General features: G+C 35.2%; 14 protein-coding genes and 1 pseudogene. 7 read left to right on the top strand and 8 right to left on the bottom strand.

Going from position 1 to position 21,998, the window contains the following annotated elements; genetic code table 11:
* Window positions 1-626: hypothetical protein (locus tag JO950_RS10770; protein WP_202702647.1), on the top strand; the 626-nt coding region annotated here is incomplete at its 5' end.
* A 67-nt stretch (window positions 627-693) separates the two neighbouring features.
* On the opposite strand, the pseudogene JO950_RS10775 reads toward JO950_RS10770, so the two are convergent.
* Both JO950_RS10775 and JO950_RS10780 read right to left on the bottom strand, forming a co-directional pair.
* A pseudogene (locus JO950_RS10775) lies at window positions 694-1,135 on the bottom strand (alpha-amylase domain-containing protein); the annotation flags it as partial.
* 69 nt (window positions 1,136-1,204) lie between these two features.
* Window positions 1,205-2,647: an alpha-amylase gene (locus tag JO950_RS10780; RefSeq protein ID WP_202702648.1), complete on the bottom strand. Its 1,443-nt coding sequence runs from the start codon at window positions 2,645-2,647 to the stop codon at window positions 1,205-1,207.
* A gap of 537 nt (window positions 2,648-3,184) precedes the next feature.
* Between JO950_RS10780 and JO950_RS10785 the strand changes: the two genes are divergently transcribed.
* A complete protein-coding gene (locus tag JO950_RS10785; RefSeq protein WP_202702649.1) occupies window positions 3,185-4,618 on the top strand; it encodes a peptidylprolyl isomerase in 1,434 nt (477 codons plus the stop codon).
* 78 nt (window positions 4,619-4,696) lie between these two features.
* Window positions 4,697-5,650 (top strand): MoxR family ATPase, encoded by a 954-nt coding sequence (locus JO950_RS10790; protein WP_017496734.1) that lies wholly within the window; start codon window positions 4,697-4,699, stop codon window positions 5,648-5,650.
* Between the two features lie 61 nt (window positions 5,651-5,711).
* Here the strand turns inward: JO950_RS10790 and xrtN are convergent, their stop codons facing one another.
* Window positions 5,712-6,947: an exosortase N gene (xrtN, locus tag JO950_RS10795; RefSeq protein ID WP_202702650.1), complete on the bottom strand. Its 1,236-nt coding sequence runs from the start codon at window positions 6,945-6,947 to the stop codon at window positions 5,712-5,714.
* Window positions 6,947-9,445 carry an XrtN system VIT domain-containing protein gene (locus JO950_RS10800; RefSeq protein WP_202702651.1) on the bottom strand — a complete coding sequence of 833 codons (2,499 nt, stop codon included), beginning with the start codon at window positions 9,443-9,445 and terminating at the stop codon, window positions 6,947-6,949. The genes xrtN and JO950_RS10800 overlap by 1 nt, the downstream gene beginning before the upstream one ends.
* Window positions 9,446-9,888: 443 nt before the next feature.
* Between JO950_RS10800 and JO950_RS10805 the strand changes: the two genes are divergently transcribed.
* The 3 genes from JO950_RS10805 (at window position 9,889) to JO950_RS10815 (ending at window position 16,574) form a co-directional block, all read left to right on the top strand.
* Window positions 9,889-12,660, top strand: a complete 2,772-nt coding sequence (locus JO950_RS10805) for a bifunctional aconitate hydratase 2/2-methylisocitrate dehydratase (RefSeq protein ID WP_202702652.1) — start codon at window positions 9,889-9,891, stop codon at window positions 12,658-12,660.
* Between the two features lie 126 nt (window positions 12,661-12,786).
* Window positions 12,787-15,051 carry an aconitate hydratase gene (locus JO950_RS10810; RefSeq protein WP_202702653.1) on the top strand — a complete coding sequence of 755 codons (2,265 nt, stop codon included), beginning with the start codon at window positions 12,787-12,789 and terminating at the stop codon, window positions 15,049-15,051.
* Between the two features lie 374 nt (window positions 15,052-15,425).
* A complete protein-coding gene (locus JO950_RS10815) occupies window positions 15,426-16,574 on the top strand; it encodes a peptidoglycan endopeptidase (RefSeq protein ID WP_202702654.1) in 1,149 nt (382 codons plus the stop codon).
* On the opposite strand, the gene JO950_RS10820 is transcribed toward JO950_RS10815, so the two are convergent.
* The 3 genes from JO950_RS10820 to JO950_RS10830 all read right to left on the bottom strand — a co-directional run bounded on the left by JO950_RS10820 (window position 16,568) and on the right by JO950_RS10830 (window position 19,271).
* Complete coding sequence (locus JO950_RS10820; protein WP_202702655.1) at window positions 16,568-16,957, bottom strand: response regulator; 390 nt, start codon at window positions 16,955-16,957, stop codon at window positions 16,568-16,570. The two genes, JO950_RS10815 and JO950_RS10820, sit on opposite strands and share 7 nt — an antisense overlap.
* Window positions 16,947-18,371: a HAMP domain-containing sensor histidine kinase gene (locus tag JO950_RS10825; protein ID WP_202702656.1), complete on the bottom strand. Its 1,425-nt coding sequence runs from the start codon at window positions 18,369-18,371 to the stop codon at window positions 16,947-16,949. The genes JO950_RS10820 and JO950_RS10825 overlap by 11 nt, the downstream gene beginning before the upstream one ends.
* A 495-nt stretch (window positions 18,372-18,866) precedes the next feature.
* Window positions 18,867-19,271, bottom strand: coding sequence for a DUF5958 family protein (locus tag JO950_RS10830; protein WP_202702657.1), 405 nt, complete (start codon window positions 19,269-19,271; stop codon window positions 18,867-18,869).
* 269 nt (window positions 19,272-19,540) lie between these two features.
* Here JO950_RS10830 and JO950_RS10835 point away from each other — a divergent pair, with 269 nt between their 5' ends.
* A complete protein-coding gene (locus JO950_RS10835; RefSeq protein WP_202702658.1) occupies window positions 19,541-20,953 on the top strand; it encodes an APC family permease in 1,413 nt (470 codons plus the stop codon).
* Between the two features lie 480 nt (window positions 20,954-21,433).
* Here JO950_RS10835 and JO950_RS10840 read toward each other — a convergent pair whose 3' ends face one another.
* Window positions 21,434-21,895, bottom strand: a complete 462-nt coding sequence (locus tag JO950_RS10840; protein WP_089077068.1) for a DUF1810 domain-containing protein — start codon at window positions 21,893-21,895, stop codon at window positions 21,434-21,436.
* Window positions 21,896-21,998 lie beyond the last annotated feature (103 nt).

Here is a 21,998-nt window from a genome sequence, read left to right on the forward strand (position 1 = left end):
GAATTGGAGCGGAGTACCAATCCTATAATTCTGATGCAAAGTATGCTTCTTTTAGTGGACAATATGTTACTAAAGATACCGAAAATGAAACCTTTCAGTTTAGATACAAAGCCACTAACTTCAGAGAAGAACAAAGCCTGAGTTACATAAATGTTCCAATCGCCATTCAATTTGAAACTCCGGGAACTACTCAATTGTACGTTGCTGCGGGTGCTAAAGTAGGATTTGCGATCAAAGGATGTTATCAGAGTACCTTTCAAAACCTTACTACAAGCGGTTACTATCCGCAATACAATGTAGAATTATTTAACCCTGCGTTTGCCGGTTTTGCAAGTACTAATGATGTAAAGATCAGCGAACAGGATTTAGATACTAAAGTGTCTTACTCTGCTACTTTTGAAACAGGTGTAAAACAAAAGATTGGGAACGGAAGTTCATTCTATCTTGGGGCTTATATCGATTATGGTCTAAATAACATCTACAATAAAAATGGAGACAAAAGTCTGGTACAGTACAATCCGGGCCTTCCTGTGCAGCTGCAATACAACAGCGTATTGGATTCTCCATCCGTACACAATGTCAGACTGGTTTCTTACGGACTTAAACTGAGATTTGCTTTACGTTAATTAACAAACAAAAAATCTTAAAGAACTCCTTTTCCCGCTTGGGAAAAATTAAAAATCGGCTTCTTCTTTATTGGTTAATTGACCAAACGGAGTATCCTTTTGGAAGACATTGTATTTTTGCGCAGTTGTCAGCCTGTGTGGTAGGATCCAGCCTGAATTTCTTGTAAAATCTTTTATTTGAGATTTGCCCAATTCGTCTGAATCCATCTTTCCTGCCAGGTGTCAGAGTTGTTAATGTAAACAACCGATCCGGGATTTCCGTTGTAACTATTTCTATTCGTCATTGTCAGCGTATAAAATAGAAGTTGTTCCGGTCGTTTTATTGTTGTGTATCCAGATGAGATCGTTTAGTTGTTCTTGTCCTGCCATTTTTCATAATCTCTGTCGAAAATAGTGCGATAGCTTTCATGGGTTAGGACGTAAGAATAAGCTAATAATTTATTCCAAATTTCATCGGTATCATGATTGGTCACGAAGGTTATTGCTTTGTACGGATTTCTTTTGAACATGCCCCAAATAGTGTCTAACTATTTGGGGGCAGTTCAATGATGCAGATTCCCTCTTTTCTTATTGAAACTTTATTGGTTAATTGACCAAATGGAATATCCTTTTGGAGGACATTGTATTTTTACCCATTTGTCAGCCTGTGTGGTAGGATACCAGCCTGAATTTCCTGTAAAATCTTTTATCTGAGTATTGGCCCAATTCGTCTGAATCCATCTTTCCTGCCAGGTATTAGAGTTATTAATGTAAACAACCAATCCGGGATTTCCGTTGTAGCCGTTTCTTCTGGCGATGTATTCGTCATTGTCGGCGTATAAAATAGAAGTTGTTCCGGTTGCTTTATTGTTGTGTATCCAGATCAGATTGTTTAGTTTGTTTTTGTCCAGCCATTCTTCATAATCTCTGTAAAAAATAGTAGGATAGCCTTCATGGGTCAGGATATAAGAATAAGCGAGTAATTTACTCCAAATTTCATCGGTATCATGATTGGTTACGAAGGTCACTGCTTTGTACGGATTTCTTTTCCACATCATGTCATCATTCAAAAGTGCCAGATTATTTCCGTCAAAAGCATCATTCATTTTATAGTAACAAGCAAAATCGAATACAGAGCTGTTAGCATTGTTTGCCCAGTCGTTCAGAGTATTTACATTAGAATCCCATAATTCACCAACAGAAAATCCACCTACATTCGCATTCCAGGAGTTTACCACCCAAGCACCAAAACCTTTTACATAATCGAATCTCCAGCCGTCAAATTTCATGGTATTTTTATAATATTTTCCCACTCCGTCAGCTCTCAGCCATAGCCAATCTTGTACATGTGGGTTTGCGTGGCATAAATCAGGGAAACCGCCAAATGCGCCTTCATCATTGTTACCATAGCTGTTTTTATAAAAATCGTTATAATTACGAGTGAATTTTCCCGAAGCAACTCCGCTAAAATTAGTCCAGGTGTTTGTTCCGGTAAAAGGATTTGCTTCCGATTGTCCACCGCTGTTGTGATTGATCACAATGTCTGCGTATACTTTTAAATTCTCGGCATGTGCGTTAGTAATTAAGTTAACCAGTTCGGTTTTTGAACCAAAACGGGTTTCGACAGAGCCATTTTGGTTGTAATCTCCAAAATCAAAATAATCTGTAGGGTCATATCCCATAGAGAAAGCACCGTTTTGTGCTTTAGAAGCCGGAGGAAGCCATATCGAACCAATTCCTGCGTTAGACCAGGCGGTTACTTTACTGCTCACCGTATTCCACCAGGTCCCTCCCGAAGGAACATCCCAGTAAAAGGCCTGCATCATAACACCGCCTCCGGGATTGTCTACATATTTTCCGGTCGATGATGAATTGGAAGTTCCGGTACTAAATGGTCTTCCGTTATGATGTGTAACGTTAATAATTTCGAATTGTTCGCTCTGAGCTTTAGAATCTGTTTCAGTAGTTTCATTTTGCGAACACGAACCTAAGAATGCAGTAATCGCTGCAATCAGGTAAAATTGTAAAATTGGTTTTTTCATAATTTTCGGGTTGGTTAAAAAAGTTAATAAAGTTTGTAATTATAGTTTTAAGAGGTGAAAAGAGTTGTTATTTATAATTTATCCCTCTTTAAATTATCAATTACATATCTAAAGTAGGTGTTTTTTGATTTCATTTGATTTTACAGGAAATTAGTTATTCAACGAAAACGTTGTAGTATGGATAACTTTTTTAGGGTAAGGGAGTTTAACAGCTTGAGATGTAATAGAGTATAGTTATATAACCCATTTTTTCAGGGCTTAAGGATGATTTATGCCGGTTTTTCGGAACCCTTGAACGAGACTCAGAACTTAGTTCCTTTGAAAATAGAGATACATCTCTATAATTTTTTGTTAATAGTATAGCCGATAGTTGTATTATGTAATTGAATTGTTATTTTTGTTCGTCATAAGTCAAAATGAACTAGATCTTAATTGTTTAATATTTCAGGAATTATAGGTCTGAGGTATTTTTTAAATGATTTTAGTTTATGACAAATTCTAAAGCAGGATCTTTACATTCAAATTAAATTTTAAATAATGTTATTAAAAAAATTAGCGCTAAAAACAATTGATTTCCGATACGTGTTGACAATGTGTTTTTTATTTTTTTTCAACTCAATTATTTCGGCACAAGAAGTTATTAAGGATACAGTAGTCAGCAAACCTGCCATTACAATGACCTCCGGACAGAAGTTGAAAGTTGATGGTATTATTGCTACAGTTGGAGATTATATTGTTTTAGATTCAGATATTGATAAAGCATTTTTAGAAATTTCAGCACAGGGCGGATCTACAAAAGACATTACAAGATGTCAGATGTTAGGGAAGCTTTTAGAAGATAAACTTTATGCACATCAGGCAATTCAGGATAGTATCGTAGTGAGTGATGCCGAAGTAAGAAGCATGATGGACGAGCGATTGAATTATATGGTACAGCAGGTAGGGGATATTAATAAAGTTGTAGCCTATTATAAAAAGAATTCTGTAGAGGAGTTTAAAACCTATTTTGCAGATATCTTAAAAGAACAAAAATTAGCGTCAGAAATGACAAAAAAAATTGTTGATGCTGTAGAAATAACTCCTGAGGAAGTTCGTAACTTCTTTAAAAAGATTCCTAAAGAGGAATTACCGACTTTTGGAGCTGAGATGGAAGTAGCACAGATTGTTGTGGAGCCAAAGGTTTCTAAAGAAGATGAGCAGAAGGTAATTGACAGACTGAATGCGATAAGGAAAGATGTTCTTGAGGGATCCAGTTTTGCGACAAAAGCAGTATTGTATTCGCAAGATCCCGGATCTGCACCAACGGGAGGTTTTTATAAAATGACACGAAAGACTCCTTTTGTCAAAGAATTTAAAGATGTAGCTTTTAGTTTAGCACAGGGAGAGATTTCCGAACCTTTTAAAACTACTTTCGGATACCATATTATCATGGTTGAAAAAATTAAAGGACAGGAAATTGAATTACGACATATTTTGATTCCGCCAACAGTTTCTGAAAATGCATTGAAAGAAGCAAAAGAAAGAATCACTAATGTTAGAAATAAGATTATAAATAAAGAGATTACTTTCGCAGAAGCTGCAAGAACAGAATCTGATGAAAAAGAGACAAGAGCAAACGGAGGAACACTGGTAAATCCAAATACTCAGGATACCCGTTTTGAACTGACTAAAATGGATCCGACTTTATACGGTCAGGTTTCAAATTTGAAAGACGACGAAATTTCACAGCCACTTTTAAATACAGACGATAAAGGAAAAAAAACATATAAGATAATCACAGTTACGAATAGAATTGAACAACACGTGGCTGATTATGCTAAGGACTACACTAAAATTAAAGAACTGGCATTGAAAGAAAAACAGATCACGACAATCTCGAAATGGTTTGATACTAAAATAAAAGATACCTATATCAAAATTCTTGGAGAGTACAGAGATTGTAAGTTTGTTTACAATTGGCTAAAAAAATAATTTTTATTAAATAAAGAAAAAGAGTTAGTTTTATGAATTCATAATACTAACTCTTTTTAATTTTAAAAACATATCTAAATGTCTGACGTAACAGCAATTCATAATTTAGTTCAGAAACGAAACGAATTAAAAAACGAAATAGCAAAAATTATTGTTGGCCAGGATGCCGTAGTTGACCAAATTTTACTGTGTATATTTTCAGGTGGTCATGCTCTTTTGATTGGTGTTCCGGGCTTGGCAAAAACTTTAATGATTAATACTTTGTCTCAGGCTTTAGGTTTAGATTTTAAAAGAATTCAGTTTACGCCGGATTTAATGCCTTCAGATATTTTAGGAAGTGAGATTTTGGATGAAAACAGACATTTTAAATTCATTAAAGGGCCTATTTTTTCCAATATCATTTTGGCTGACGAGATCAACAGAACTCCGCCAAAAACACAAGCAGCTTTACTGGAAGCCATGCAGGAGAGATCGGTTACCATTGCGGGGCAAAACTATAAGTTAGATTTACCTTATTTTGTATTAGCTACTCAAAACCCAATTGAACAGGAAGGAACCTATCCGTTACCGGAAGCACAGTTAGACCGTTTTATGTTTGCTATTAAGCTGGAGTATCCAACTTTCGAAGAAGAAGTTCAGGTAGTGAAGCGTACGACTTCTGATGCTAAGACAGTCATTAACCCATTATTCAGTGCACAGGAAATTATTGATTTTCAACATTTGATTCGCAGAATTCCCGTAGCCGATAATGTAATTGAATATGCAGTAACTTTAGTGAGTAAAACACGCCCTGATAATGCTTTGTCGAATGATTTTGTTAAAAATTATTTAGATTGGGGAGCAGGACCAAGAGCTTCACAGAATTTAATTTTAGCAGCAAAAGCCCATGCGGCTTTTAATGGGAAATTCTCGCCGGATATTGAAGATGTCAAAGCAGTGGCAACCGGAATTTTAAGACACAGAATTATTAAAAACTATAAAGCAGATGCCGAAGGAATAACGGAAGAAGTTATTATTAAAAAACTGATGTAACAGATTCAATAAAAACAGCAGAAACCCAAACTAGTAATGATCTCTAGTTTGGTTTTTTTGTTTAATTTGATTTTGAGGTTTCGTTTATTAAAAAAATGGGTTGGCCATAAATCAATTTTATAAGTAAAACTTCAATAAGAGAGCTGTATTTTTTGCCATTAGATTCGTACCACCAATACGATGTATAATTTTGGCTGTCTTTCTCCATTTTATTAAACCATATTTCCTCTTTGTTTACTGCAACTTTCTTAGATTCAATAATTTTGTATCCGGAGCCAGTCCAGCAAACCATCGGATTATGAGAGGGTGTTTTTATATAAGTCAGTTTCTCAGGAGTTTCAATTTTAAAAACCTCCTTGTTTACCCAAGAGCCTTTTTTTGTATTGTATTCAAAACTAACTTCCTGGTGAAAACTAGTTTCTGTTTCATTTTTGATTTTTATACTGGTTGCTAAAAGGAGTGTAAAAGATACGAATACAATAAGTATTTTAGGTTTGATTTTGTTTGAATCATTGTTTTCGGTTTTTGGTTTTATATACTTAATAATGAATAGCATCGGTATAATTTGATAAACGGTAAAGCAGATTAAACCAATAGCGTGATGCAAAAAGTTTTCCTGAGTACAATTGAAAAAAATTAAGGTTACGATTCTAAAATAATTAGAGGTAATATTGAGCGCTATTATAAGTAAGCAGAAAGAGAGTATCTGAAAAACGCCGTAATATTGTTTAAGTCTTCTTTCTTCGAGAGTCATTAAAACTGCGCCAAACAACAATCCTGTCTTGAACATTGACAATCCCATGCAGGCAGTGTCGATGGTGATTTTTGCATTATTGATGTAAAAATTAACACCTTCGATTTTATTTATAGGTATAAAATTCTTTAGTGTCAGATAAACTATGTAGCAAAGACTTTGTTTTATTTCGGAGGTTAAGTGTGCAAAAAAAGCACTAAAAAGGGTCGAAAATAAAACAAGACAAATGAAAGCAATAAAGGAAAATTTCCCAGTGAAATAATGGAAAACCAAACACAGAAATAATAGTATAGAAAGAAAATGAACTGATTTTGTGTTTAAACGCCAGCTGATGAATTCTAACAATAGAATACTTGGAATTAAAAAATAATTAATTCTGAAATTTGTTTTTCTTCCGCCAACGATAAAAAGACAAAGAGAACCCAGAATTCCAAGGAAATCGTTGTTTAGATTTATAAACAATATCTTGCTGTTTATGGCAAAAAGCAATAAGATTGCAAAAACAGCAAGTATTGTTTTTTTCTGTAGAATTAAATTCTTCATTAATTCGTTAATTTTTGCTTTCTGTAATAGAATAAAATGGCAGATAAAACGATGAATAATAGCGCCCATTCGTGTGGCTCAGGTACGGCTCCGTCATTATTGATAGAAGCATTTCCTAAAGTATTGACGTTTTTCTCAATTCCGTTATTTTTGTAATCTTCATCAGTCTCAAGTACGATTAAAGAAGAAATAGGAGTTACAATATTGGCATCCTTTGCCAGGTCAACATATTTGTTTTGTTTTAAAGTGTCAGCCTGAATTTCGACCTGATCGTTTAAAACTTTTCCAAAACAGAACATTCTGTATAAATGATTTGAACCGGTATGAGCTGTTTGCTGAATTGCTGAATTTTCATGGATTGAGATTCCGGCAGTTTCTATATTAATACTGTTTTCATTAGTTTGAAATTTTATGAAATGCTTTTTGCTGATAAGGTCTTTACAAGTATTAAGATTTGTTTGTATAAAATTCGCATATTTCTGTTCCTTTGCGGTCTGCCAAAACGGATTTATTTCGTTCGAGATATTGATAACTTTTAAGCCTTTGTCTTTTGTTCCTTTTCTTATTTTTTCTAAATATTTTGAAGATTCTAACTCTTCAAAGTTCGAAGAAAATGTACCGCATTTTGTGATAATCAAAGTATTTTCCTGTAAATCAAAAAGTGGCAGAAGTGAATAATTCAATTCGTCAAATTGGTTCCAAATATTCTCGTAATTGGAAGTATTGATTTCTTGTTTTGTATTATTTATAAGTACAAAATATTTATTTTTCGAGAGATTGAGTATCGATTCAAGTTCTTCTATTTTCCAGTTGTTATTGAGGTCAAGAATGATTTCGCTTGGCGTAAAAGCAATCCTTTCTTTGATAAGCGGTTTAATCTCATAACTTTTATTCTTCCAAACAAATGCGCTGCTCAATGGTTTTTGGGTTAAAGGGAGTTCAGCTTCCCATTTGTCCAGACCTTTAGATTCATTTATGTGGTAATTATCCGCAAAGTCAAAATCTTTTGAAGTCTTAAACTCAGTATTTCCATTAACCTGAAATCTCGAAATAGTCGCAGCATTATTGATATTTGGACCTTTTATACTTAAACTTTGATAGATCAGTTTATCGCCTGTAATTTTTAAAGGTGTTGTAAAGCCACATTTAAAAGTTCGGGGTAATTCGCTTGTAATTGGAAATACGCGAACTGTAACTCGGTTTCCTTCTTTCCACTGCATCAATGAAGGGTCTCTTGCCTCAATACCCACAACCTGATTGTACGCTTCTTTTGCTTTTTCTTTGGTAGTCAAAACACCTTTTCTTTCTATTCCGTTAACCCACAATGACAAAGAAGTTGCAACAGAGCCTTCAGGCAGTTGGAAGGAATAAATAGCTTCTTTCTGCCCCCTGCTTTCTTCTTCGCAAACAACATCCATTGTAATCTCGGTGTAAGCGAGTCTGTCATTTGGATAAATTTTTACATCTTCCTTAATGTTTTTTGTAATAAGATCTCGTCCACTCCATAATTGCTCTTCGGATTCAAGTCTTTTATCAAAATTAGATTTCAGAATATTGACTTTATCATCATCGCTTAAATTGATGTTTTCTGCAAAATGATAAGCAATATTTAAAAAAGGATTGTGAGTCTTTCTTTCGTGATACTGAACATTGTTATTAAATCTGCCAAAACCGTCTAGTTCAAAGAAGTCTTCTGATGCAATGTATACAATGTTTTTCTTTAGCAGAATTTCATTCAAAAAATTAGGTTTAAGATTCTGAGAAACTTTAATGTAAGTGGGTAAATCGTTATTTTCTTCAAATGTTTTGGTAATGCCATATTGGTTTATTTTTTGACTTTCCCTGTTTAATAAAAAAGTAAACACAATCAGGCTGGTTAAAATGATTCCGATGCCTGAGAGGAACGCATAGGTGTTGTTTTTTTCTTCAAAAAGAACCTTAGACAGGATGTAGGTGTGGATTGTAAGTACAATTCCGGGCACTAATCCATAAAAACCTAATCCTAAGGCAAGAATTCCTATAATAGAAAACATGCTTATTGGTATCAGGAATACAGCATAATATACGATTAAGAGAAAGGAACAGCCGTTGATGAAATAAGAAATGAAGTTAATGTTGCGATTTGTTATTTCGCGATTGTAAATTACAAAGTTTGAAAAGCAAAACAGAAACGTTGTGCAATACACCCAAAGGGGTAAATTTTCGAAAACATTTACATAAACATTGGTAGAGAAACATCCGATAAACCAATTGAGAAATAAGAAAGGAAGTAAATGAAGGTAGCTCTTTTTGTTTCTTAATAGGTTGTAAGTAAGGATAGTACCGTACGGGAGGAGAATAATGATATTGAGTACAGAAAGCATTTCAAAGCTTTCGTAATCTGATTTACTTCCCAATAAAGAAAGTGCCAGCATCGTTGTGCTGAATAGCGTAATAATAAGGCTAATTTTTACTCCAATTTGGTCATTTAAAAAAGAGTTTATTTTGGTTGCATTCATAGAAAGTGTTTTTTAATTAAAAGAACTTTGAATTGCAAAGTTATAATAATAATTGAAAAATAAACTTTTTGTTTCCTTTTTTTGATTTAAAGATTTCTTTAAATATTCTTAATGATTTTTTGGTTTTGAAAGAGGCTGATTCGAGAAGACAAATCGGTTACTATAACGTTATAATTGCTTATTTAGAAAGGTTCTTTGTTAAAGTTGGGGTAAAATCTCACTTCATTTATAGCATCAAATTTCGACTTTGCTAAAGAAAGGATTTTAAAATGGCAATAATTCATTTTTTTAATATAAAATTGAAATTTTGGCAAAAATAAGTAATGAAAATTGTTTTTTAGCAATAATAATGTTTGAAAAGGCGAGTTCTGTTATATTTTTTTTAATTCTCGGCTTTAATAGCTAAATTTGCAAACAAAAAATAAAAAGACTTCTATAATATTATGAATACTTATCAAGATTACATTAAAGAAATCGAGGAAAGAAAAGGCCAAGGTCTTCATCCAAAGCCAATCGATGGTGCAGAATTAGCAAGCGAAATCATTTCACAGATTAAGGATGTTAACAATCCGTATAGAGAAGATTCGCTTAAATTTTTTATTTATAATACTTTGCCGGGTACTACAAGTGCTGCAGGTGAAAAAGCTGAGTTTTTAAAAGAGATTATTCTTGGAGAAGCTGTAGTAAGTGAAATTACTCCTGCTTTTGCGTTTGAATTATTATCTCACATGAAAGGTGGTCCTTCTATCAAGGTACTGCTTGATTTAGCTTTGGGTAATGATGTTGCCATTGCAAAAGATGCAGCAAAAGTTCTTAAAACACAGGTTTTCCTTTACGAGGCAGATACAGATCGTTTAGTAGAGGCATTCAAAAATAATAATGAAGTTGCTAAAGAAATTCTGGAAAGCTACGCGCAAGCAGAATTCTTCACGAAACTTCCGGAAGTAGCTGACGAAATTAAAGTAGTTACTTTTATCGCCGGTGAAGGAGATATCTCAACAGATTTACTTTCTCCGGGTAATCAGGCGCATTCGCGTTCCGATCGTGAACTTCACGGACAGTGTATGATTACACCACAAGCTCAGCAGGAAATTAGAGCTTTACAGGCACAACATCCTGATAAAAGTATAATGTTAATTGCTGAAAAAGGAACAATGGGAGTTGGTTCTTCAAGAATGTCAGGTGTAAATAACGTAGCACTTTGGACAGGAAAACAATCAAGCCCGTATATTCCATTCGTAAATATTGCTCCAATTGTTGGAGGTACAAATGGTATTTCTCCAATTTTCTTAACGACAGTTGATGTTACCGGTGGTATTGGTCTTGACCTTAAAAACTGGGTTAAAAAAGTGGATGCAGCAGGTAATGTTGTGCGTAATGAAAATGACGAACCAATTTTAGAGCAAACGTATTCTGTAGCTACAGGGACTGTTTTAACAATTAATATTAAAGAGAGAAAACTTTACAATGGAGATCAGGAACTGATCGATATTTCTAAAGCATTTACTCCTCAAAAAATGGAATTTATCAAAGCAGGTGGTTCATATGCTATTGTATTTGGTAAAAAACTTCAAACATTCGCAGCAAAAACTTTAGGGGTTACGGCTCCGACTGTATTTGCTCCTTCAAAAGAAATTTCTCATGACGGACAAGGTCTTACAGCAGTAGAAAAAATCTTTAACAGAAATGCTGTAGGTTCGACACCAGGAAAAGTATTACACGCTGGTTCTGATGTTCGTGTTGAAGTAAATATTGTAGGTTCTCAGGATACTACTGGTCTTATGACAGCTCAGGAATTAGAATCTATGGCGGCAACTGTAATTTCACCAATCGTTGATGGTGCTTATCAGTCAGGATGTCACACTGCTTCAGTTTGGGATAAAAAAGCGCAGGCAAATATTCCTAAGTTGATGAAATTTATGAACGATTTCGGTTTAATCACAGCTCGTGACCCGAAAGGGGTTTACCATTCAATGACAGACGTAATCCACAAAGTATTAAACGATATCACTATTGATGAGTGGGCTATTATTATTGGTGGTGACTCTCATACGAGAATGTCAAAAGGGGTTGCTTTTGGTGCGGATTCAGGAACAGTTGCTCTGGCATTAGCGACAGGAGAGGCTTCTATGCCAATCCCGGAATCTGTAAAAGTAACTTTCAAAGGAGATATGAAAGGATATATGGATTTCCGTGATGTGGTTCACGCTACACAAGCTCAGATGTTGCATCAGTTTGGTGGAGAGAACGTATTCCAGGGTAGAATTATTGAGGTTCATATCGGTACGTTAAATGCAGATCAGGCGTTTACATTTACAGACTGGACTGCAGAGATGAAAGCAAAAGCTTCTATCTGTATTTCGGAGGATGATACTTTGATCGAATCATTGGAGATTGCTAAAGGCAGAATCCAGATTATGATCGATAAAGGAATGGATAATGACAAACACGTTCTTCAGGGATTGATCAATAAAGCGAATAAGAGAATTGAAGAGGTGAGAACTTCTGAGAAACCAGCTTTAACGCCAGATTCAAATGCTAAATATTATGCTGAAGTTATCGTTGATTTGGATCAGATTGCTGAACCAATGATTGCCGATCCGGACGTAAACAATGCTGATGTTTCTAAAAGATACACTCACGATACGATCAGACCGTTATCTTTCTATGGAGGAGAGAAAAAAGTAGATCTTGGATTTATCGGATCTTGTATGGTTCACAAAGGTGATATGAAAATCCTTGCTCAAATGTTGAAAAACGTAGAAGCGCAAAAAGGAAAAGTTGAATTTAAAGCGCCTTTGGTTGTTGCTCCGCCTACCTATAATATCGTAGACGAATTGAAAGCAGAAGGTGACTGGGAAGTTTTACAAAAATACTCAGGTTTTGAGTTTAACGATAGCGCTCCAAAAGGTGCAGCACGTACAGAATACGAAAACATGTTGTACTTAGAGCGTCCGGGATGTAACCTTTGTATGGGGAACCAGGAAAAAGCAGCAAAAGGAGATACGGTAATGGCAACTTCTACACGTCTTTTCCAGGGAAGAGTTGTGGAGGATACTGAAGGTAAAAAAGGAGAGTCTTTACTTTCTTCTACACCGGTTGTTGTGTTGTCTACAATTTTGGGCAGAACTCCAACACTAGAGGAGTATACCACTGCAGTTGAAGGAATCAATTTAACTAAGTTTGCACCTTCAAACAAACAGTTAGTGATGTAATTTACGATTAGTTATAATCATTATATATAGAGAGCCCGAGTGATAAACTCGGGCTTTTTCTTTAATTACTCCTCTATTTTTTGTAACTTGGGATGTTCAAAAAAAAACACAAAAACAATTATACTTATGGCTTTTGATATTGAAATGATTAAAAAAGTGTATGAGAACATGCCCGGTCGTGTTGATAAAGCACGAGAGCTTGTTGGTCGCCCACTTACGTTAACAGAGAAAATTTTATACAATCACCTTTGGGACGGAGTACCGTCTCAGGTGTTTAAAAGAGGAGTAGATTATGTTGATTTTGCCCCGGATCGTGTAGCCTGTCAGGATGCAACAGCACAGATGGCATTATTGCAGTTTATGCATGCCGGAAAATCTAAAGTAGCGGTACCTACAACGGTACATTGCGATCACCTGATTCAGGCAAAAGTAGATGCTGCAACCGATTTGGCAAGGGCAAAAACACAAAGTAACGAGGTTTTTGACTTCCTATCATCGGTTTCAAATAAATACGGAATTGGCTTCTGGAAACCGGGAGCAGGAATTATTCATCAGGTTGTACTTGAAAATTACGCTTTCCCCGGCGGAATGATGATTGGTACCGATTCTCACACCGTAAATGCAGGTGGATTAGGAATGGTTGCGATTGGTGTTGGTGGAGCTGATGCTGTAGACGTGATGTCAGGCATGGCTTGGGAGTTGAAGTTTCCAAAGTTAATAGGAGTAAAACTAACCGGTAAGTTATCAGGTTGGACAGCTCCTAAGGATGTTATTCTTAAAGTAGCCGGTATACTTACGGTAAAAGGTGGTACAGGAGCTATTGTTGAGTATTTTGGCGAAGGAGCAACTTCTATGTCTTGTACCGGAAAAGGGACGATTTGTAATATGGGCGCCGAAATTGGAGCTACCACTTCAACTTTTGGTTATGATGCTTCTATGGGGCGTTACCTGCGTTCTACAAACAGAGCTGATGTTGCGGATGCTGCCGATAAAGTGGCTTCTTATCTAACAGGAGATCCGGAAGTATATGCTAACCCGGAACAATATTTTGATCAGGTGATCGAAATTAATTTATCTGAATTGGAACCGCATTTAAATGGTCCTTTCACTCCGGACTTAGCGACTCCAATTTCTAAAATGAAAGAGGAAGCTATCAAAAATAATTGGCCTTTACAGATTCAGGTAGGTTTAATTGGTTCTTGTACCAATTCCTCTTACGAGGATATTTCCCGAGCGGCTTCTTTAGCCCGGCAGGTAAGTGCGAAAAACTTAAAAACAAAATCTCAATTTACAATTACGCCGGGTTCCGAAGTAGTTCGTTATACCATCGAGCGTGATGGTTTTATTGATACCTTTCATAAAATTGGAGCGACTGTTTTTGCTAATGCCTGCGGACCTTGTATTGGTATGTGGGACAGAGACGGAGCAGAGAAAGAAGAAAGAAACACCATTGTGCACTCTTTCAATCGTAACTTCTCCAAACGTGCAGATGGTAATCCAAATACTTTAGCCTTCGTAGGTTCGCCTGAATTGGTGACTGCTATGGCTATTGCAGGAGATTTAAGTTTTAATCCGTTAACAGATACTTTAATCAATGAAGATGGAGAAGAAGTAATGTTAGAGGAACCGACAGGAGACGAATTGCCTCCAAAAGGATTTGATGTTAAAGATCCTGGATTCCAGTCTCCTGCTGAAGATGGTTCAGGAGTTCAGGTAGTGGTAAGCCCAACATCTGAGCGTTTGCAATTATTAGCGCCTTTTGATGCCTGGGACGGTAAAAACATTACGGGTGCTAAATTGTTGATCAAAGCATTCGGAAAATGTACTACCGACCACATTTCTATGGCGGGACCATGGTTGCGTTTCCGTGGACATCTGGATAATATTTCGAACAATATGCTGATTGGTGCCGTAAATGCCTTCAATCAAAAAACAAATTCGGTTAAAAATCAATTAACAGGGCAATACGATGCTGTTCCTGCTGTAGCACGTGCCTACAAAGCTGCCGGAGTTCCATCTATTGTTGTGGGAGATCATAACTACGGAGAAGGTTCTTCGCGTGAGCATGCGGCTATGGAGCCTCGCTTTTTAGGAGTTAAAGCGGTGTTGGTAAAATCTTTTGCCCGTATCCACGAAACCAACCTTAAAAAGCAAGGTCTTTTAGGATTGACTTTTGCTAATGAAAAGGATTATGATAAAATCAAGGAGGATGATACTATTAATTTCACTGATTTAACCCAGTTTGCTCCCGGAAAACCATTAACATTAGAGTTCGTTCACGCCGATGGCACCAAAGACATTATTCTGGCGAACCATACTTACAACCAAGGTCAGATTGGCTGGTTTGTAGCAGGTTCAGCTTTAAACTTAATTGCTGCCGGAAAAGCTTAATCTTTAAGATTTATTCCTATTAAAAATGCTCTGTGAAAACAGAGCATTTTTTTATGTAGATTTTCAAAATGAATACTAATAAATACATTTGTAGTATTCAATAAGTTTAGCTGAAAGTTGCTTTTGAGGTATGATTTTAGTTTTAATAGGCTTAAAAATGAAACTTCTCATAAAAAGCATTATTTCAGGGGGTTGGATCAATTTTTATGCCGAGTTTGTTAATTTCAATAAAATAAGTTGTTAAAAAAGATGCTTTTTTTACTTTAAAAAGTTAAATTCGCTTATCGGGTAAAATAATTGCTTTTTTTGAGCCTATAATTCAGAAAAGTAATTGCATTCAGAGCGTATAATAATAGATGTAAATGTAACAGATAATGGTTTTCAGGTTAATAGCAATTTTGTTTTTTTTCAGTGTTGGTGCTTTCTCACAAGAAAAGTATATTAAGCATAAAATCTCACAAGGAGAAAATCTTACTGTAATTGCTAAAAAGTACGGAGTAAAACCAAAAGATATTACAGCAGCAAATTCTAATGCACCCAAAGTTCTAAAGTTAAATTCGGTTTTGTTAATCCCAAATCGCAATAAAACAGTTGCTAAAACAGCTACCAAAAAGCCTGAGGAAATTATTGCAAATGTTACTGCCGAAACTACTCCAGGCTCTCATGAAGTTGCTGCCAAAGAAACGCTTTGGGGAATTTCTAAAAAATACAATGTTTCAGTTGATGACTTAAAAAAGGCCAATCCGCTTCTGGAAAGTGAAGGTTTAAAAATCGGACAGCAAATTGCTATTCCATCCAATACAGCTACAACAACTGCAACAACAGTTCCGGTAATCGAGAAAGTTCAGGAACCTGCAATGGTTGAGGTAACCCGGGAAGTTTTGTCAAAAGAAACGAAATATGCGATAGCAAAGGAGTTTGGGATAACCGTTAAAGAACTGGAAAAACAAAATCCTGCAATTAAAAAGAGACTAAAAGTGGGGTACCTGCTTAAGATTAATGTTTCTCCGGAAAAAGCAGCAGCCTTACAAGAAATAAAGCCTATCGAAACCACAACATCGACACCATCCATACAAATTGCTGAGGAAACTGTTGTAAAAAAAGATTCCACATTTGTTAGAGGAATAAGTAATAATTTGGAACTTATTGAGCAATTGATTGTAAATGCAACAGAGAATATTGGGACTCGTTACCGGTCAGGCGGAACTACAAAAGCTGGTTTTGATTGCTCAGGATTAATGATTTGCACCTTTAATAATTTTGACATTAAACTGCCTAGAAGTTCGATCGAACAATCCAGAATTGGGGTTAGAGTTGACACCGATGCCGCGCAAAAAGGAGATTTAATTTTCTTTAAAACTAACGGAAGACGCCGCATCAATCATGTTGGAATGGTAGTCGAAGTGACCGAAGGTGAGATTAAGTTTGTGCATTCTTCTACACATGGTGGGGTAATGATTTCATCTACAAAGGAACCTTATTACCAAAGAAGTTTTTCTCAGGTAAACCGTGTTCTTCAATAGTTAAGCAGTATTGTTTTAAATTCATCTATTGGAAACGGCTTGTTTAAAAAAGCACTTACATATTTATTTGCCGTAATTGCAGCAATTTCGTCAGGATCTAAAGTCGATGAAAGTATGTAAATTTGAATTCCTTTTTTTATTTCTTTTTTTAATTTATGAAATTCTTCTAAGAATTCAAAACCATTCATTATTGGCATTTGAATATCCAGTAAAATGATAAGCGGATGGTCATTGTTTTTAGTAACAAGCCACTGAATTCCTTCTCTGCCATTATTCGCAATGATGATCTGATCGATATCAAGGACTTTTGTCAGTAGTTGTTTGATGACAAGCTGATCAATCAAATTGTCTTCAATGACCAGGAATATGGGCTTAATTTCCATGATAATTTGGAATTGCTACAATAAATTTACTTCCGATAGTGTTTTCAGAGAAAACAGAAATACTTCCTTTGATGTTTTCTACAGCTTCTTTTACAATGTAAAGACCTAATCCCGAACCTTTGTTTTTGTTCGTACCAAAATACATTTCAAAAATATTGTTTTTAAATTCATCTTTAATTCCAATACCGTTATCTGTTATTTCAATTTTGTCGTAACCCTCTTCCGTATAAGTTTTAATCGAAATAAACATTTCCTCCTTATTAATGTCAGCGTATTTTATAGCATTCGAGAGCAAATTCGAGATAATGATTCTCAGACGCAAGTCATCGCTTTGAATGGTATCGATTAACAGTTCTTTTGTGAATTTTATTTTATTGGCATTTTCAATATGCATCAACTGTGAAATGGATTCGTCAAATATTTCTTTTAAACTGACAGGTTCTATAATAACTTGTTTGCGTTTATTTTTAGAGTAATCGATAATATCAACTATAAACTGATCCTGCCTGATAAGACTTTTGTGCATAAGTGTCAGGTAGTCTCTGACTTGCTGAATGTCATCTTCAAGCTGGGTAATTTCGATCAATCCTTTTAGTGATGTTATAGGTGATCTTAAATCGTGTGATGCGCTATAGACAAATCGGTCCAGTTCATGATTTACATGGATTAGGTTTTCATTTTTTTCTTCAATTTCTTTCTTCGAAATGAGCAGACGTTTTACCATAATCGAGTAATAAGTGCATACGCTTATTACGATGATCAGAATAAAAATAATATTGGTGATGATGAGAAGGCTTTTTATTTTTCGTGTTCCTTCTCCTAATGTATTCAGGAAGTTACGTTCGTTAATAGTGAGTTTATCGCTGATGGTACTAATTTCGTTAAGAAATTTTTGCTGACTTGCCGGTGTCAGCAGATTTTGTTTGATCTGGCCATCGACTTGCTGACCCAACGTGGATAATTTAGCGATTAATTCGTCACCCTGACCCCATTCGTGAATCGCTTTTGCCAAAAAAGAGACATCTTTGAAGTTTACAAACAACCAGACAATATCATCCAGGTCATCTTTATGATTTCGTCCTGTCAGAAACCCTTTTCGGGCAATTTCGCTGTCTCCATATTTCAAAAGCGATCTCCTCGCAATACCATCACCCTGAGGGACTTTTAATTCCTGAGAAAAGAGCTTCCATTGGTTTGTATCTTTAGTGAAAAGGTACATAATGAGATATCGTACCGCATCCTTTTGTCCTTTTGAATAATGTGATTCACCATGGACATAAGCCCTGTTTGCGGAGAGTATTTTTATGGTGAAAAAGTTGATACAGATAAGTAAAGCGCAGGAAATAAATACAATTATCAATAGAATGAAAACATTCGGGAAACGTATATTTTTAAAAAACGGACTCTTAGACATAGTTTTCAGATTTGGAGGTTAATACTGCTTTTTCTGTTAAGAGCGCTTATTGTTGAAGGAATCTTTTAAAAAAAATCAGGTTACTGAGAGTGTTGTCTTTTGACGGTTTTAAAATAAACAATTGTTAATAAAAGATTGATTTTTCAAAATTGTTTTATGCATGCATAAATTTAGTAAAAAAAGAACAGAATTTTAGAATTAGTGTTTTTTTTCTTACGAGATAATTGTTTTTTGTTCCAGTTTTGTTGTAAATAAATCAAATGTATTCTGTGAAGGCTCTTGTTTTAAATTAGAAAGACTAAGAAAAGGAAAACAATTTTAAAATTTAATAGATAAGAACAAACTGAAAAAAGGTTAAACAGAAAAGTTTTTGTTTAACAATTCTTTGATGAATAAAAAAGAAGTTCTTCTTGCGGGGTATAAAAAAAACTACAACTTTTGGCTGAGTTGTAGTTTCTAAGTATTTACAGATAGGATGGTAGGTATATTTTATTCTTATCCATGCCAATAGTGCCCACAGCCATTTTTACACGCTGTATTTCTTCGTTCAGTGTCTGTTACTTTAAAAATCCAAAGTAGTGAGGTTAGAATTTTTTTGTTCTCGTTTTCAGGAAGTTCCGCTAGTTTGTAAAAAGCAATTCGTGTTGGGAAATTTTTTAAAAGTACAATCGGGGTATAGGTTGATTTTAATGGAATAGTATGAATAGCATTTTGATAAGTTTCTGTATTGTAATGCATTTTTTCGGGAATAGAGTTGAAGATATAATTTTTTAAAGTGGTAAAAAGTCTTTCGAAATTATATTCAGCATCTTCTAATAAAAGCTGTACCCCAATATTAAAGTCTATTTTATCTTGGGCAATCTTATTTATTATTATCTCTTCTTTAGACAGTTGTTCCATAAAGATATTTTGATTCCATTTTTATAGTTTGTTGTTCTGCAATATTGAACTTTAATTAGTACTAAAATATAGAATTACTCTTGTAATTGTTTAGTAGTTGTTGCTTTTTAATCTCCTGAGATTTGATAATTTCTGAACGAAAAAAAAAATCATGATTATCTAATAGGATTACTCCGTCTAAGGACTATAAATAAGAATCTAAAATCAACACTCTAAAATCTTAAATTTCAGAAAAAAGTATATCTTTAACCAACCGAAAAACTAAAATTATGCAAGAAAACGACCAGGAACATTTTAAAAGAGAACTTGGATTATTAGACGGAACCATGCTTGTGGTAGGTTCTATGATTGGATCAGGAATATTTATTGTGAGTGCCGATATCGCCAGACAGGTAGGTTCGGCAGGATGGTTAACTTTAATTTGGCTGCTCTCCGGACTGATTACAGTTATAGCCGCAGTAAGTTATGGTGAACTTAGCGCGATGTTTCCAAAAGCAGGAGGACAGTACGTGTATTTAAAGGAGGCTTACAATAAACTAATTGCCTTTTTGTACGGATGGAGCTTTTTTGCTGTAATTCAGACCGGAACAATTGCTGCGGTAGGAGTTGCTTTTTCAAAGTTTGCGGCTTATTTATACGAACCATTAAGCGATGAAAATATACTTTATGAATTAGGTTTCTTCAAACTCAACGCCGCTCAGTTGGTTTCGATTTTTACAATTATTGTATTGACCTTCATTAATAGTAGAGGGGTGAAAAACGGAAAAATTCTGCAAACTGTTTTAACCATCATCAAAATTTTGTCATTGTTGGGATTAATTATTTTTGGACTAACCTTAGGAGCAAAAGCTTCAATCTGGGATGCCAATTGGACTGATGGCTGGGTGACACGTAGCTATAATGCCGAAAGCGGTTCATGGCTGCCTATTAGTGGAACCACTTTGATTACCGGAATTTCTGCCGCAATGGTGGGGTCGTTATTTTCCAGTGATGCCTGGAATGGAGTTACCTTTATTGCAGGAGAAATAAAAAATCCAAAACGAAATGTTGGTCTAAGTTTGTTTTTAGGAACTTTTATAGTAACGATTATTTATGTGCTAACCAATTTGATGTATTTGGCGGTAGTTCCGTTTGAGGAGATTGCTACAGCTAAATCAGACCGAGTAGCGGTAGTGGCTTCGCATTACATTTTTGGCAATATTGGTACATTGATTATAGCAATAATGATTATGATTTCGACTTTTGCCTGCAACAACGGATTAATTATGGCAGGTGCGAGAGTGTATTATACGATGGCAAAAGACGGTGTTTTCTTTAAAAAAGCAGCTGTTTTAAACGAGTCCAGTGTTCCTGGATGGGCTTTGTGGGCACAGTGTTTCTGGGCTTCGGCTTTGTGTCTGACAGGAAAGTATGGAGATCTGCTGGATTTTGTAATCATCATTGTATTGATTTTCTATATTTTAACGATTTACGGTATTTTTATTTTGAGAAAAAAGATGCCGAATATTGAAAGACCTTACAAAGCTTTTGGATATCCGTTTTTGCCTATGTTGTATATTGTAATCGCAAGTGCAATCTGTATTTCGCTATTAATTACCAAATTCTCGACTTGTGGATGGGGAGTTTTAATTATGCTGACCGGAATACCAGTGTACTACCTGAATAAACCGAAAGAAGTTTAAAAGGAGGTGCTAAGGTGCTGAGATATAAGGTTCAAAGGTTAAGTTTGTTTACAAGTTTTATGTACCAAATGGGTGCCTGCAATTTTTTAACTTTGATATTTACTTCAAAATATAGATGCCTTGTCTTTGACAAGGCATTTTTTTAGTCATAAAATTTAGTGTCTCCAGAAATTTGCCAGATCTGCATGCAAAAAAAAGAGATTTTCTTATGTGGGCAGTCTGGCTGAGCGAAGATGAAGCTCCTTTTTTATATGAAATTTTTCTTAAAAGAGACTACAGATAGGTGTGTTCAGAAATTGCTCCAAGTATTTATAAAGCATGTGATTTCGCAAGATCAAAAGCCCCAACGGAGCGGAACAGAAATCTTTGAGAGAGTTCTTTTTTGGTGCTCTGTCCTGAGTAAAAAAAAACACTACTTATGCGCAAAAGCAAAAAGTAGTGTTCTAAATGTAAATAATCCTGGAAGCGGGCTTGTGTAAATTAAGCGATTTCGGCTTCAACAGTTGATTCTATCGTTGAATTAATAATAGATAAAGTAAGAGGATCTGTTTCTCCTGAAAAGAAAGCATCCAAAATTTCCTGAAATACAGGATTTGTATTTTCTACCAAAGAGAAAAGCGTCATAGACGAACGTAATTTACGAGCGTCTAAATCTCCTAAAATTCCATCGGCTGATTTTCTTTTAAAAGTTAAAAACAACTCTGAAATTTCGATAAGATGTTTTCCTAAAATAGGGTGTTCTAAAAACTCGGTTGCTTCTTTTAGATCGTTAATGGCGTAATAATTTGCTGTATCGCTCTTACCCAATCCTTTTATCTGAGGAAAAATGAACCACATCCAGTGTGTCTCCTTTTTTCCTTTTTTGATTTCGGAAAGAGCAGTAAGATAAAGTTTGTTTTGTGCATCTAAAAAACGCATTAAATCATTGTTTGAATAAGCCATTGTGGTATTGTATATGTAAAAAAAGGTTGCAAAAGTAGTAAAAAAGATAGGGTTTTCCTAGTAAAAGGTTCATACACTGAGGATTTTAACTTTTTGAGGAGGA

Origin of the sequence: Flavobacterium sp. UGB4466 (genome assembly GCF_903469665.1) — a bacterium.
In the GTDB taxonomy this organism is placed as follows: Bacteria; Bacteroidota; Bacteroidia; order Flavobacteriales; family Flavobacteriaceae; genus Flavobacterium; species Flavobacterium lipolyticum.

What these genes read in the sequence shown, in the direction of transcription:
- JO950_RS10785 (WP_202702649.1), top strand. Translation starts at nt 3,185, where the DNA reads ATGTTATTAAAAAAATTAGCGCTAAAAACAATTGATTTCCGATACGTG.
- JO950_RS10840 (WP_089077068.1), bottom strand. Translation starts at nt 21,895, where the DNA reads ATGGCTTATTCAAACAATGATTTAATGCGTTTTTTAGATGCACAAAAC.
- JO950_RS10815 (WP_202702654.1), top strand. Translation starts at nt 15,426, where the DNA reads ATGGTTTTCAGGTTAATAGCAATTTTGTTTTTTTTCAGTGTTGGTGCT.
- JO950_RS10800 (WP_202702651.1), bottom strand. Translation starts at nt 9,445, where the DNA reads ATGAATGCAACCAAAATAAACTCTTTTTTAAATGACCAAATTGGAGTA.
- JO950_RS10805 (WP_202702652.1), top strand. Translation starts at nt 9,889, where the DNA reads ATGAATACTTATCAAGATTACATTAAAGAAATCGAGGAAAGAAAAGGC.
- JO950_RS10810 (WP_202702653.1), top strand. Translation starts at nt 12,787, where the DNA reads ATGGCTTTTGATATTGAAATGATTAAAAAAGTGTATGAGAACATGCCC.
- JO950_RS10830 (WP_202702657.1), bottom strand. Translation starts at nt 19,271, where the DNA reads ATGGAACAACTGTCTAAAGAAGAGATAATAATAAATAAGATTGCCCAA.
- JO950_RS10780 (WP_202702648.1), bottom strand. Translation starts at nt 2,647, where the DNA reads ATGAAAAAACCAATTTTACAATTTTACCTGATTGCAGCGATTACTGCA.
- xrtN (WP_202702650.1), bottom strand. Translation starts at nt 6,947, where the DNA reads ATGAAGAATTTAATTCTACAGAAAAAAACAATACTTGCTGTTTTTGCA.
- JO950_RS10820 (WP_202702655.1), bottom strand. Translation starts at nt 16,957, where the DNA reads ATGGAAATTAAGCCCATATTCCTGGTCATTGAAGACAATTTGATTGAT.
- JO950_RS10835 (WP_202702658.1), top strand. Translation starts at nt 19,541, where the DNA reads ATGCAAGAAAACGACCAGGAACATTTTAAAAGAGAACTTGGATTATTA.
- JO950_RS10790 (WP_017496734.1), top strand. Translation starts at nt 4,697, where the DNA reads ATGTCTGACGTAACAGCAATTCATAATTTAGTTCAGAAACGAAACGAA.
- JO950_RS10825 (WP_202702656.1), bottom strand. Translation starts at nt 18,371, where the DNA reads ATGTCTAAGAGTCCGTTTTTTAAAAATATACGTTTCCCGAATGTTTTC.